Below are 13,981 nucleotides of genomic sequence, written 5' to 3'. Positions count from 1 at the left end.
TTTTTGATGAGTAGAAAGAATATACGTGATAGTGAAAAGGGGTGAAAGGATTGAAGCATGAAAAGATGACGAAAACAAGTTACCTGATTGGGCTGCTCTTTGGGTTGAGCGCGATCATTTATTTTTTTGCGGCCAACTGGGGAGGAATAGACCGCTATGTGAAAATAGCATTAATCGTAATTTTAATGCTTTTATTTTACGGAGTAAGCTATGGCTTTTCAAAATGGAAGCAGCATCAGCAGGACGTGGGAGCCTGGATATTTTGGGGAGGATCAATCGCATTTGGAGTAGCGGTAGCACTTTTGGGGCAGGTATATAATTCACACGCTGATAGCTATACATTATTTTTAGTGTGGCTGATTCCCTCTGTCCTGTTAGCTGTGTTTACCCAATATCCGATATTTTTTGTTCAATCCTACATACTTTTGAATATAACGGTATACACGTATTTCTTTCCTTTAAATAGCTGGATTGATAGAAGTGATACAGAGCACACAATAATTCTTCTGGGAGTCATTATCTTAAACATTGCTTGTCTGTATGGCTTCTCAAAAAGAGGACCAAGGCTTATTTCTTATTTATCCAGCGCCTGGATTCAGTTATTATCTATTGAACTGACTATCCGGTGGACATCTATCTATTTATTTAATGAGGATCATGCTTTTTCTTATATCGGGATCGTTGTCTATCTGGCAGTTGCCCTCATTTCAGGCTGGATTTTCTATGACTATATGAATAACAGACAGAATAAAGTAGTTACTGTCATTGTTTCTTTAGGAATTTCCATCATTCTCATAGCGCAGTTTATCATGGTTTCATCATGGATAAATGGATTCTTAGCTTATTTTGTTGGGTTACTTATTGCAATCACCCTCGTTATTTTGGGCTCTAAATGGCTGGCTAAACTCACTGCTTCCAAAACAAACGATGAAAATAACTTTATCCCAACACTTATTAAGCTAGTCTTTGTTTTCTTGGCAGTTTTACTTTTATCCTCCTCTTTAATCGGTATGCTTTATTTGATTGGATTAGGAGAGGATATCGCATGGTTAATGGTGAGTTTGGTCATTCTCGTTCCGATTGGCAGTCATATTGCCAGGGAGCATTCCATTCTCCGATACACAGTGATGTTGACGGGATGGCTTATTTCATCTTCGATTCTGTGGTATCACTCAGGCGTTGTTCTAATCATCTATTTACTCCTGATTGGCTATACAACCTGGCGTGAAAGGGAGAGAATCATATATCCTTTGGGTTTAGGTGGGACGATTTATGCAGTGGTACTCCTGCTTTATGAATTATTCTCAGGAATATCAGGTGAGTTGGTCGTCATTCTACTGATTGCATTAGCCTTTGGACTTTACTTTTGGCTAAAAAATCCGTATACAAAAGGGTGGAACCTGGTTGCAATTCTGACACTTTGGCTCATTCTTACGTTTTTCTCGGAAAACAGTGTACTTTACTACCTTTACAATTTCAGTTATCTTTTCTTCTTGGTTTATTTTACGTACCGTGTTGTACATAAAAGAAATCACTGGTTAGAGTATGCTGCTATTCTTTATCTGATCGGATACCTCGGTTATAAATACTATGATTTATTTTGGACACTGCTCCATAAGTCGATTACCTTTGCGATTGTAGGAGCAATATTCTTCTCTATAGCAATTTATCTGGATAAGAAAACAGAAAGAAACAATAGCACGGGGCGATTCGAATTTGTCCTGAGGAGTGTGCGTAAATGGGCACCAATCGTATTCGTTCAGCTAATTATCCTGTTCGTGATAATTTTTCAGAAGGAAACGATCTTACGGAATGGGACAGATATTATCCTAAAAGTAGAGCCGGTTGACCCGCGTTCTATTTTACAGGGGGATTATGTTCAATTATCCTATAATATTAGCCAGATAGATTCCGATGAGCATTATGATCGTGTATATGTGCTTGTGGAAAAGGATTCAAAAGGGATTTATCAAATGAAAGGGATATATGATACTATAGAAGAAGCGAAAAAAGAAAGAACAGATGACCATCAAGTGATTGTTACAGGAAAAGCAAATGGAAATACGATTACCTATGGCATTGAGAATTTTTTCATTGAAGAAGGCACGGGGATAGAAGTAGAACAGAATGCTAAATATGCAAATATAAAAGTCGGCAGTAATGGGGATGCCATTTTGATCAGTGTGTCATCAAATCTGCCCGAAGATAAGTAAAATTAGCAATTGTTTTATCACGGATGTATAATAGTAGAGGTATTTTTTTAACAGATATATTAACTCCGAATTTGTAATATAGGATGATGATTAATTATGAAAAAGGCAAGGATAATATACAATCCTACCTCCGGGAAAGAAGCATTTAAAAGACAGTTACCTGAGGTTTTGGAAATTTTAGAGAAGGCTGGATATGAAGCTTCCTGTCATGCAACTATTGGAGCGGGCGATGCGACAAGAGCGGCACAAATTGCTGTGGAAAGGCGCTATGACGTGGTTATTGCAGCGGGTGGAGATGGAACGATATACGAAGTGGTAAATGGGTTGGCCGAACAGGAATACCGACCTAAATTGGGAATTATCCCAGTAGGGACCACAAATGATTTTGCTCGCGCCTTACGTATATCAACGAAATCGATACTTGAAGCTGCTGAAACTATCGCAGAAGGGCTTACGATTCCAATTGATATTGGAAAAATGGATAATCGTTATTTCATCAATATAGCAGCTGGTGGCCGCTTAACCGAGCTTTCATATGAAGTCCCAAGCAAGCTGAAAACCAGACTGGGACAGCTGGCATATTATATGAAAGGATTGGAAATGTTGCTGCCGTCTCTTAAGGCGACTCCGGTGTCAATAGAATATGACGGTAAACTGTTTGAAGGTGATGCAATGCTTTTCCTTGTTGCTAACACGAACTCAGTTGCTGGTTTTGAACGCTTAGCACCAGATGCTTCCCTCAATGATGGTATGTTTACACTTTTAATTCTCAAGAAAATTAACCTGCCAGATTTTGTACGTATCGCAGCGTTAGCTTTACGCGGAGAGCATATTCATGACCCATCCGTGATTTATGTGAAGGCAAACCGCATTAAAGTGCATTCATCCGAAAAGCTGCAGTTAAATTTAGATGGAGAGTTTGGCGGTTTGGCACCTGCTGAGTTTGTTAACCTCTATCGTCATTTGGATGTATTCGTGCCGGAAAGCGTACACGAAAAGCAGAAAATAACAGATCGGCATATACTAGTTTCAGACGATGCAGTATTTGATAAACCAGATTTAGACCAACTTCTGTAAGAGGTTGGTTTTTTTATCCCGTTCAAACTGGCATAAACACCTCTATATTAAACGTAAGCAGAAGTTAAATTGGAAGATAAGCGCCAGCAAGAACCCGAGTAGTTCAACTACTCCTCAATGGGAGATGAATGAAAACCCGTTTGAGCAAAGTTTCACTTTATGGTAAAATCCATGGATTATCTGTCTGTCCTGTTTTATGATACAATCATGAGTACTCAATAAAAAATCGAGGTTAGCAAAGAATGACTGAAAAGAAAAAAGCGCCAATTCAAAAAAATGATTATATAGATGTTGTATTTGAAGATCTGACTCATGAAGGCTCCGGAGTTGCAAAAGTGGAAGGGTATCCTATTTTTGTTCCGTTTGGTTTACCGGGAGAAAAAGCCCGCATTAAAGTGACCAAAATTAATAAAGGCTATGCCTTTGGCCGCTTGATGGAGCTATTGGAAGAAAGTCCTGATCGAGTAGAGCCTCCCTGTCCAATTTATCGTCAATGCGGCGGCTGCCAGCTTCAGCATTTATCCTATGAAGGCCAGCTGAAGGCAAAGGAAAAAATGGTTCGGGAAATTATGGCGAGAATCGGAAAATTGCCTGATGTACCGGTCCATCCAGTACTTGGTATGGAACAGCCATGGAATTATCGTAATAAAGCCCAGGTACCTGTTGGAGAAATGGAAGGCGGCTTAGTTGCTGGATTTTATGCGAAACGTTCACACGAAATCATTAATATGGATGAATGTCTGATTCAGGTAACTGAAAATGACGATACAATCAGGACCGTGAAAATGATTTGTGAGAAGTACCGTGTCCGTGCCTATGATGAACGGAATCATAAAGGATTGCTTCGTCATATTATGGTACGTCATGGACAAGTGACTGGTGAAATTATGGTCGTCCTTGTAACAAGAACACCTGAGCTCCCGCATGCGAGAGAAATCATCAAAGAGATTATAGACGCAGTTCCTGGGGTTAAATCCATTATTCAGAATGTGAATTCCTTGAAGACAAATGTTATTCTCGGGTCGAAAACAACAGTATTATGGGGAGCAGAAGTGATCTATGATTATATCGGCGATGTAAAATTTGCCATCTCTCCGCGTTCCTTCTATCAAGTGAATCCTACTCAGACGAAGGTTCTCTATGATAAGACGCTGGAGTATGCGAATCTATCAGGTAACGAAACGGTTATTGATGCTTATTGCGGAATCGGTACAATTTCCTTATTTTTAGCACAAAAAGCCAAAAAGGTATATGGAGTCGAAATCGTCCCAGAAGCAATCGAAGACGCCAAAAAGAACGCAGAACTAAACGGCATCACCAATGTCGACTTTTCGGTAGGCAGTGCTGAAACCGTCATCCCGGCCTGGTACGAAGAAGGAATCACAGCAGACGTATTAGTTGTCGATCCACCACGTAAAGGCTGTGACGAAAATCTCTTAAACACCATCGCAGAAATGAAGCCGAAAAAAGTCGTCTATGTTTCCTGCAACCCAGCAACATTGGCACGTGACTTAATGTATTTGGAGGAGCATGGATATCAAACGGTGGAAGTGCAGCCTGTGGATATGTTCCCGCAAACGATGCACGTGGAGTGTGTAGCAAAATTAGTATTGAAATAAGGCAGTGCCCCACAGGGCACTGCCTTATTATCCTTATTTTCATTCAGTTTTTTATCCAGATTCTTGTTAATGATTTAAAGATCTTCTAGTTCTTTGTTAACTAAATCTAGCTCTTCTTCCGATTCTTCGAACTTGATATCTCTGATAGGAACTTTGATTGTTTCATTTTCAATTAATTTGTTTATTTCGTCTTTTAAATGACCTTGCACTTTTTCTCTACCTGTTTGAATATTATCTCTAATTGTCTGCTCGATAACTGTGTTAGCTTGTTCATCATATATTTTTGCTTCATCATAGGAAGTCGGAGAGAGTATGGATTGTACCCAGCCTAAATTTTCATCAGATTCAACTAATTCTTTTGCGTAAAATGCAGTTAGTTGAGGCTCTTTAATTGTTAGTATCTTCTCTTTCTCATTGTATTCTACTGTTTTTTCATCAAACTCACCTTTATACCCCCATCTAACTATGGCCTTATATTTCAATTCAACTACCTTTTGCATTCCCATAACCTCGTTATAGAAAAAGTTCCCTTGTTTATCAACAGGTTTAATAGTAGTTGTCACTGGGTTACCTGCTATGTAAGTCTCTTTAACGATATCTTGTATAGCTCCAACCTCTAATTCAGTAATTTTATAGATGTCTTTCCCTAGTGGGGCTATAATCGTTTCTTTTGCTTCAGAGTCTCCGAAAAACACTAAAAATAATCCTACAAGAATTGCTGTAGAAGCTGCTCCAATAATAAATAATTTAACTTTAGTCACGATGTTCTTCCTTTCATAGATGTTTTTAAATTATAGTGAGCGGTGTTATTTTGTTGTGAAATATTTATTCTTAAAGGGAAGAAAATAAATAACAATGAAAAAAAGAAATGAAAGCTAGAATAAAAAAGGGAAATATTTCCTATCTACTTAAGTAGTAGATTCAAACTGTAGGGATTTCTATATATTACTTGTAAGGTTCCTGCTAATGGCCATTCTGATTAAATGGATATGTTTGAACAAAAGAAGAGCTAGTAACTTTATTAAAGTGATAGTAGGAAGTATTGAGAACAACAAAAGAAAAAACCTAATCACCTTTACTATATTAGAATAATATAATTTCAAGCTTATGTGAATAAATAGACAAAAATATTTTTATATTTAATATATTTCGTTAATTATATTTAAATTCTTCTGTAACGATTGTTATTGTACCTTTCCTTACTCAACTATAAGTGCAGATCTCTGTAATTTAATTTTTTAATGTCTGCAGAGAGAAGCTGTTGAACATAAACCCACCAACATCCCATTGTGTTGCCACATACATTCCACACACGTAGAGTGTGTCTCGCAACTTATTTTAAAATAAGGCAGTAAGCCCTCTAAATAGGGGGCACTGCCTTTTTTCGTTTCTTACAAAGGAATTACGAAGTGATACTTAATCCTAATTTCCTCACTAGATTTACAAGTAATTTTTTCTACCAAAATTTGTAGTACCTGTGGAGTTAAGTAATAGAATTGCCCTCGTGGTTTTTAAATAAAACCTTATAAATCTTATCTTTTATAAAAAAGTTTCATAAGAAATCATTTAATAAAATTGGAGTATTACTTCCTTTCTATTTGTCTATACTGATAAAAATAGATTAGGAGAGTAATAGGATGATACTATCTGAAGCGTGGGATTTATATAAAGCTGATAAACAGATCCAAGGATATTCATTTCAGACTTTAAAAGCCTATAATGTCCAATTAAACTTGTTAATCCGGAATCTCGGTGATCGATCCCTTGATGAAATAACCACCGATTCATTAAAGCTTTATCTTGGGAATGTTGCTGATCAATTAAAGGCTGCTAGCCTGAGTCATAGGATACGTTTTATAAAGTCGTTGTTTAGATGGGCTCAAGATGTAAATGTCCTGAATGGTAATCCAGCCGCGAAAATTAAAGAACCGAAACTAGATGTCCGCATACCAAAGTTTTTAACTGAAGTAGAAATTGAGCATTTAAGAGAAGCTTGTGATACAACATTAGAAAATGCATTGTTCGAGTTTATGTATTCAACCGGTTGTCGAATTGGGGAAGCCGTTAATTTGAATCGACAATCTATTAATTTTTCTAACCAGTCCGTAATTGTCTTAGGTAAGGGAAATAAAGAAAGAGAAGTTTACTTTAATACTAGGTGTGATATCTGGTTGAAGAGGTACCTGGATGAGAGAACAGATGATCAAGAAGCTTTATTTGTAACCGTACGTGCTCCTCATCGTATGAGCATAGCTCAAATGAGATATATCATAAAACAGATATCGAAAAGATCTGGCATCAATAAAAGTATTCACCCCCATCAGTTGAGACATAGTTATGCCACTACTTTATTGAATAATGGGGCACCTTTAGAAGTCATTCAAAATTTGATGGGACACGAAAAGAGCGAAACGACTAAAATTTACGCTTATTTAAGTGGGGCATTGCGAAGGGAGTTATATAAAAAGTTTTTCTGATACGATCAAGGGCATTGATCCAAGAAGGATTAATGCCTTTTTATGTTGAACCTCTTATAGAGCTAAAGGGCAGGTTAGCGGAAGAAGGATTATGTCCTTTTTTGTTGAATTTCTTATGGTAGTAACGGAGCAGGTTAAATGAAGTGTGTTGTTTAACTTGTGCTCAAAAATGTCTAGGTAATGGAATAAATTATTATATCAAAAATAACGGAATTGAGGCGAAAAAATGACGGAACGGAAGTGTTTAGAATGCGGTAGTGCAGCAATAGGAGAAGCTAGATGGGCAGGATTTGGAGGCACTTTGCAACCAGCTAAAAAACTGGATTGGAAAGGTGGTTCTAAGATACTTGTTAATGTTTGCACCGAATGTGGTCACATATCTATGAAAGCAGAAAAACCTCATATATTTGAATAGTGATCAATATTCCTAGTAAATTTCTAATTCTCCATAATCGGGGCAGGTTAGTTCAACAAGGAATCGGTTTATTATGGTAATATATGGATTGTGAGATAGTGAGTAAACATTGAAGGAGAGTTAATATGGAAGTTAATGCATTTTTTCTGATGATGCTATTGATTATAGTTTTAAGTGTTAGTCGGGCAAAATCGTACCGATGGACCAAAAAGAAATTGCTGTTTACCGCCTTAGCAGCTTATGCGATCATTGCTGTGGTAACGTTCAGTATCCTATGATTCGCAGAAGGACCACCCTGCTGGGGTGTGTTCCACTCCCTTTTATCGGGGATATTAAAAAAATCACGGCTGTCAAATTGACGGTCTTTTCTTATGCTGCTAAGGGGGCAGGTTAGCTTAATAAGGATAGTTGTAGATAGTTTAAATGGTAAACTATTACAAAAGTGTTGATTTGGAGGAGATTGGATTGTTCTTTGTTGGAATAGCCATTTTAATTGTATTAGTTATCTCTACAAGTACGATAGAAAAGAGTTTAAAGTCGATTCAAAAACAAAATTCTATGGTCATAGAACTTTTAAAGGAAATACGGGATAAACATTAATATGTCTTGTTTCACAAACGGGGCAGGTTAGCTTAATAACATAATCGCAACCGTAAGTTGACAAAGTGCATCTCCCTAAATATGGAACTCATAGTGATGTTTTAATACAATTTAACTATCAAAAGAAAGGGGTGCTATATATGACTTTTAGTGAAAAAATTTTTAAACTTAGAAAAGAGAAAGGCTTATCCCAAGAAGCCTTGGCAGAGAAGTTGAACACTACGAGGCAGGCTATAAGTAAATGGGAAAATGGTCAAGGTTTTCCGGAAACTGAAAAGTTACTAATGCTTGGAAATATTTTTGAGGTGTCAATTGATTACTTGTTAAAAGATACCGTTGAACAAAGTAAAGAAAACGAAAAAGGATATTATGTAAGCAAAGAGATGGCAGAAGGTTATCTGCTATCTCAACGTAAAATGTCAAAATACTTCGCCGTAGGTTTTAGTCTTCTTATTTTATCCACTATACCTTATTTCGTTTTTAAACAAGATCCCGTAATTTTTACTATCCTAATTAGTATTATTGCTGTTCTCGGAATTGGAGCGATTACAGCAGGTTTTATAGAGGAAGATCGATATACTATTCTTAAGAAAGAATCCTTAATATTTGATCAAAATTTTCTTGAAGAACTGAAAGTTAGGTATGAAGATATTAAGAAAAAGTATGCCGTAGTGATGTTGGTTGGAATATGTTCTATTGCAGCAGGCGGAATTTCCTTTTTATTAGTAAGAAAGGCAATAGTACCAACAGGTATTCTGACGCCTTACTATCCAATCTTTATAGCTTTAATTGCTATTGGTATTTACACATTAATTCGTACATTATCAATAATAGATGCATATAGAATATTAGTGAAAAATGATGAACATATTAATCGTTTAAGTAACACATTTATGAAAAAAATAAGTAAACGTCTGTTCAACTAACAGAGCATTACTCAATATCAAGGGCTGTAATCAGCTCTTTTTTCTTATGCAGCTAAAGGGGCAGGTTAGTGCAATAGCATTTAATGTAAATTAATTGAATATTTGCTAAAATTATAATGATGTTTATATCTATGAAAAGAAGAAAGCGGGTAATAAATCGTGTTAATGCATAAGGTGGATGATGAAGTTTCTTTGAGATTGTTTAATAGAGATGATGCAGCTGAGTTCTTTGATTTAACGATAAATTCTAAGCCCTATTTAAAAGAGTGGTTGGGGTGGCTCGACTATACTAAAAGTGTAGAAGATACTCTACAAAATATTCAATCAAGATATAAAGAGCTTATCGAGAATGATGGTTATCCTCAATCGTTTGCAATTATATATAACGGTAAAATTGCAGGTACAATTGGTTTTAATGAAATATATAAGGCAAATAAAATTGGTGTGGTGGGTTATTGGTTAGGTGAAGAATTCCAGGGAAACGGTATAATGACGAAAGCATTTAAATCTTTAATTGATTACGGTTTTAATGACCTCAAACTTAATCGGATTGAAGCTAGAGTCGCAGTTGGAAATAAAAAGAGTAGAGCACTTCCAGAAAAATTCGGTTTTAAGGAAGAAGGTCATATAAGACAAGCAGAGTGGCTTTATGACCACTATGTAGACCACGTAATTTATGGTCTTTTGGCTAATGAATGGAAGTAGTTCAAAATACAACTTTAATCCTCTAATGGATAGCGATTGTGAATTAAGAGCAGTCGCTTTTTACTAAAGGGGCAGGTTAGTTGAATAAAGAGGATTGAAAAGAAAGGGAGTTATAAAAGGTGGACTTATTATTCTGGATAACTATTGGTTTCATAATAATCGGATTTGTTGTTCTCGCTTCTATGAAAAAAGGTATGGAAAGTAAGGTCGCTTTTATAAAAGCAAATATGGAAGACGAGGAAAGTTCAAAGGCTAAAGCAAAATCGGTAATTTGGTGGATAGTGAGTACCACAGCTTGGGGAATAGTGAGTATGATTCTTGTGGGTTGGTGTTTTAAGAATTACGTTGGATAACTATTAGTTTCAAATGTATTTAAACTAACGGAGCCGTTGTTTCAGGAATGATTAATGCTCTTTTATATTGAACCTCTTATGGAAGTAAAGGGGCAGGTTAGTTCTATAAGCCTTATTCATTGAATACTGATATATTCTGAATGTTTTTTCATATGTAGGAGTAAGCCCAGAGGAAGGAGATAGTGAATGGAAGCGGAATTTCTCTATATGTCATCATTTATTGTGGTGATTTTGTTTGTGTCCATTGCAGTTTTTCAAGTGCTACTTTCTTTAGGCTATCCTTTAGGTGAATATGCAATGGGTGGGTATTATAAGGTTTTACCTAAAAAATTACGTATTGTGAGTGTTGCAAATGCTTTGATTCTGTTATTTATGGGATTTGTTTTTCTACAACATACTAATGTCTTAATTGGTTTGGATTTTTTACCTACAAAAATATTAGTATGGGTTATTACAATTTTCCTTGGTCTTAATACAATAGCAAATCTAATATCTCGGAGTAAGAAAGAGAAATTTGTTATGACACCATTATCAGGTATTAACTTCATATTATGTTTATTTATTGCTTTATCATAGGATTATTTCTTTATTTCTTATTCAATTAACTGGTGCTCTACTAAAAAGGTTTACTAATAAGAGGTGGATTTGATTGAATACAAAAATATGGTTCAGAATGGCTACTGAAAAAGATTTAGATTGCATTGTTGCGATGCTTGCAGATGATGTTATGGGAAATAAACGTGAGCGTTATGAGCATCCACTTCCTAATAGTTACATAAAAGCATTTAAGGCTATAACGTCTGACCCTAATAATGAGTTAGTAGTGGCTTGTGACGGAAATGAAGTGATTGGGGTACAGCAAATTACTTTTACACCTTATATAACACATCAAGGTGGATTGAGAGCTACTATCGAAGGAGTGAGGACATCTGCTTCTGTAAGAGGAAAGGGTGTAGGTACTGAACTTATAAAATGGGCAATTCAACGCGCAGAAGAACGTGGTTGTCATTTGGTACAACTGACATCAGATAAAAAAAGACCAGATGCGTTAAGATTTTATGAACGATTAGGTTTTAAAGCAACGCACGAAGGTTTAAAGCTAAAAATTTAAAATTCCTTCTTCAACTAACGGGGGCATTGATCGAAGAAGGATTAATGCTCTTTTTGTTGAATTCCTTATTGTAGAAACGGGGCAGGTTAGTTGAATAACAATTTATCCTTAAAGAAAAGAAATGTTATAATTTGACTATAAATCATATTTTTGGAGGCGTTTTTAGAGATAACATTTACTAGCCACGATTAAAATGGGTTCTGTGAAGAATTTAAAACATATGATGGTCACATCCTGTTTATTTCCAACAGTAGAAACAAACAAGTCGTTAAGAACAGCAACTTTTGCTGTATAAAATTTTGAGGTGATTATATGTCGGAAATTATTTTTCAAGAAGCCGAAAACTTCATTGAAAAAGCTAAAAAATCAGGTGAAAAATATTTAGGGAGAACAGTTACAAGAGAAGAAATCCAACTTTTGAATGACAAATTTGGGGATAAGATTCCAAGTTGGTATTGTAAATTAATTTCCGAACTTCCATTAATTCATATGGAAATTGGTTGGCAAGCATATGAACCTAAAGAAGATTATGATGGGATAGAATATGTAGAAATATATCAGCCGAGTCATATGATAGATAACTCTTTTGAAGCATATCAAGGTATACAAATTTTAGAAAGAGGTTATGTCTGCATAGGCGGAGATCCAACGGGTTCTGGAGACCCCTATTTTATTAATTTTGATTCTGAAAACCCACCTGTATTTCAAATATATCACGATGTAGGAAACAATCCAGATGAAATTCTTAAGCACGGTAAAGCAAAAGTAGCTGACTCTCTTGTGGAGTTCTTTAGAAATGGCATAATCCTGGAATAGTAAAATCAATAAGGTCAAGAAGGTGCGATATGTCGGATATTGAAAAAGTGGATGAATTGTTACAATCGTTAATAAAAGAAATCCCAACTTTAAAAAATGGGTATGACATACTCGAAAAGTACGCAAGAAATATAGATAATACAGTAGATTTAAGTAATTTTAAAAATCAACTATCTACTGGCTATAAACAATTTGAGAGTTGGCTTAACAAATTATTTGTGAAAGAGAAAGCACAAGAGAGTATTCAAGCTTTTAATTTTGGTCTTTTTGAAAATGAGACCGGTATTCAACTCTATATTACAGGTTCAACAGAATGGGAATTTGATGATGATGATTGGGCAAGTAATAATGATTATTTCCCTAAAGATAGATACCCTAGTATAACTCTGTATAATGACTTGTATGATTTTTGGGATGATAAGTTTTATTTAGGATTATTTCTAACGATTTCGTCAACTATTACTTTTGCAAATACATATTTGGTCGCTAACCCTTCGAAATTTCCTAAAGAAATCGTATTTGCAACAGGATTTGATGACGGGGATTTATATAATTTCTCTAGAAAGACTGAAGAAAAAGTAACCTGTTTATTGAACTAACGGGGGAATTACTCCATATCAAGGGCTGTGATCAGCTCTTTTTTCTTATGCTACTAAAGGGGCAGGATAGCAGAAGAAGGAACTGGATTATTGTGGTAACATAATCTTAATAGTAGGCCATTATTATGAGTTTACCAGAATCATTTTTAAAAGTTTTTTTATTATTGTACTAGCGGGACAGGTTGCTTTAGAAATACCTCAATACCCATTAAATTAAAAAGTGGAGTGTAACTAATGTTGTTTTTACGTAGAATTACTTTTTTACGAGAAGAAGTACCTGATTTAAATACGTACCCATTCACTGTGCCTGCAATTAGAGGAATGAATACATTGGACTTAAAAAGTGAAGTAACATTTTTTGTAGGGGAGAATGGTTCAGGAAAATCTACTTTGCTTGAAGCAATTGCTTACAAATGTGGGTTTAATACAGCAGGCGGAGGAATAAACAATATATACGATGTAGATTCATCCCACGCTGCTTTGGGAAAATACATTCGTTTGTCTTGGTTGCCAAAAATCAATCAAGGTTTCTTTTTAAGGGCTGAAAGTTTTTATCATTTTGCGTCTCATCTGGATCAACTAGCCAAGGAAGACCCGACTATTTATCAAGCATATGGAGGTAAATCATTACACCACCAGTCTCACGGAGAATCTTTTTTATCGCTATTTTTAAACCGTTTTTCGGGTAAGGGCATTTATATATTGGATGAACCCGAGGCAGCATTATCACCAGCTCGCCTATTAGCATTTATGAGAGTTATTTATCAATTGGTGAGTAGCGGAAACGCTCAATTTATCATCGCCACACATTCGCCTATTCTTCTGGGGTATCCAAACGCACACATCTTTAGTTTTGATTCCAATGTAATCGAAAGTGTCAGATATGAAGACACAGAACATTATCAAATAACAAAGGGTTTTTTAGATAGAAAGGAAAGGTACTTAGAAGAGTTATTTTTAAATGACGAGGATTAATAAAAATATAGCTTACTCCGCTAACAAAGACATTGGTCCAAGAAGGATTAATGCCTTTTTGTGTTGAATTTCTTATGGAAGTAACGGGGCAGGTT

15 protein-coding genes are annotated in these 13,981 nt (G+C 35.7%); 14 read left to right on the top strand and 1 reads right to left on the bottom strand.

Annotation, left to right across the window (positions count from 1 at the left end; genetic code table 11):
• The first annotated feature begins 50 nt into the window (after positions 1 to 50).
• The 3 genes from AC4G3O_RS18990 to rlmD all read left to right on the top strand — a co-directional run bounded on the left by AC4G3O_RS18990 (position 51) and on the right by rlmD (position 4,909).
• Complete coding sequence (locus AC4G3O_RS18990) at positions 51 to 2,213, top strand: GDYXXLXY domain-containing protein (RefSeq protein ID WP_491136582.1); 2,163 nt, start codon at positions 51 to 53, stop codon at positions 2,211 to 2,213.
• Positions 2,214 to 2,309: 96 nt separating this feature from the next.
• Complete coding sequence (locus AC4G3O_RS18985) at positions 2,310 to 3,290, top strand: diacylglycerol kinase (protein WP_491136581.1); 981 nt, start codon at positions 2,310 to 2,312, stop codon at positions 3,288 to 3,290.
• A gap of 242 nt (positions 3,291 to 3,532) precedes the next feature.
• On the top strand, positions 3,533 to 4,909 hold the full coding sequence (gene rlmD, locus AC4G3O_RS18980; RefSeq protein WP_491136580.1) for a 23S rRNA (uracil(1939)-C(5))-methyltransferase RlmD: 1,377 nt from the start codon (positions 3,533 to 3,535) through the stop codon (positions 4,907 to 4,909).
• A 74-nt stretch (positions 4,910 to 4,983) separates the two neighbouring features.
• Here the strand turns inward: rlmD and AC4G3O_RS18975 are convergent, their stop codons facing one another.
• Positions 4,984 to 5,670 carry a hypothetical protein gene (locus AC4G3O_RS18975; RefSeq protein ID WP_491136579.1) on the bottom strand — a complete coding sequence of 229 codons (687 nt, stop codon included), beginning with the start codon at positions 5,668 to 5,670 and terminating at the stop codon, positions 4,984 to 4,986.
• A gap of 876 nt (positions 5,671 to 6,546) precedes the next feature.
• On the opposite strand from AC4G3O_RS18975, the gene AC4G3O_RS18970 reads away from it, so the two are divergent.
• The 11 genes from AC4G3O_RS18970 to AC4G3O_RS18920 all read left to right on the top strand — a co-directional run bounded on the left by AC4G3O_RS18970 (position 6,547) and on the right by AC4G3O_RS18920 (position 13,886).
• Positions 6,547 to 7,386, top strand: a complete 840-nt coding sequence (locus AC4G3O_RS18970) for a tyrosine-type recombinase/integrase (protein ID WP_066108443.1) — start codon at positions 6,547 to 6,549, stop codon at positions 7,384 to 7,386.
• Positions 7,387 to 7,612: 226 nt separating this feature from the next.
• On the top strand, positions 7,613 to 7,801 hold the full coding sequence (locus tag AC4G3O_RS18965; RefSeq protein WP_491089866.1) for a hypothetical protein: 189 nt from the start codon (positions 7,613 to 7,615) through the stop codon (positions 7,799 to 7,801).
• 465 nt (positions 7,802 to 8,266) lie between these two features.
• The gene (locus AC4G3O_RS18960) at positions 8,267 to 8,401 is read left to right on the top strand and encodes a hypothetical protein (RefSeq protein WP_491136578.1); all 135 of its coding nucleotides are present in this window, start codon (positions 8,267 to 8,269) and stop codon (positions 8,399 to 8,401) included.
• A 140-nt stretch (positions 8,402 to 8,541) separates the two neighbouring features.
• A complete protein-coding gene (locus tag AC4G3O_RS18955; protein WP_148631143.1) occupies positions 8,542 to 9,327 on the top strand; it encodes a helix-turn-helix domain-containing protein in 786 nt (261 codons plus the stop codon).
• A gap of 159 nt (positions 9,328 to 9,486) precedes the next feature.
• On the top strand, positions 9,487 to 10,032 hold the full coding sequence (locus AC4G3O_RS18950) for a GNAT family N-acetyltransferase (protein WP_491136577.1): 546 nt from the start codon (positions 9,487 to 9,489) through the stop codon (positions 10,030 to 10,032).
• Positions 10,033 to 10,151: 119 nt separating this feature from the next.
• Entirely contained in the window at positions 10,152 to 10,385 is a 234-nt protein-coding gene (locus AC4G3O_RS18945; RefSeq protein ID WP_151675536.1) for a hypothetical protein, read from the top strand.
• A gap of 186 nt (positions 10,386 to 10,571) precedes the next feature.
• Entirely contained in the window at positions 10,572 to 10,961 is a 390-nt protein-coding gene (locus tag AC4G3O_RS18940; protein WP_491136576.1) for a hypothetical protein, read from the top strand.
• 97 nt (positions 10,962 to 11,058) lie between these two features.
• On the top strand, positions 11,059 to 11,496 hold the full coding sequence (locus tag AC4G3O_RS18935; RefSeq protein ID WP_491090814.1) for a GNAT family N-acetyltransferase: 438 nt from the start codon (positions 11,059 to 11,061) through the stop codon (positions 11,494 to 11,496).
• A gap of 312 nt (positions 11,497 to 11,808) precedes the next feature.
• The gene (locus AC4G3O_RS18930) at positions 11,809 to 12,312 is read left to right on the top strand and encodes an SMI1/KNR4 family protein (RefSeq protein ID WP_491136575.1); all 504 of its coding nucleotides are present in this window, start codon (positions 11,809 to 11,811) and stop codon (positions 12,310 to 12,312) included.
• A 29-nt stretch (positions 12,313 to 12,341) separates the two neighbouring features.
• Positions 12,342 to 12,911 (top strand): hypothetical protein, encoded by a 570-nt coding sequence (locus tag AC4G3O_RS18925; protein WP_491136574.1) that lies wholly within the window; start codon positions 12,342 to 12,344, stop codon positions 12,909 to 12,911.
• Between the two features lie 237 nt (positions 12,912 to 13,148).
• Positions 13,149 to 13,886, top strand: coding sequence for an AAA family ATPase (locus AC4G3O_RS18920; protein ID WP_151675546.1), 738 nt, complete (start codon positions 13,149 to 13,151; stop codon positions 13,884 to 13,886).
• Positions 13,887 to 13,981 lie beyond the last annotated feature (95 nt).

The organism is Bacillus sp. z14 (2026) (assembly GCF_058313575.1).
This window is presented reverse-complemented; position numbering and strand designations above follow the sequence as displayed.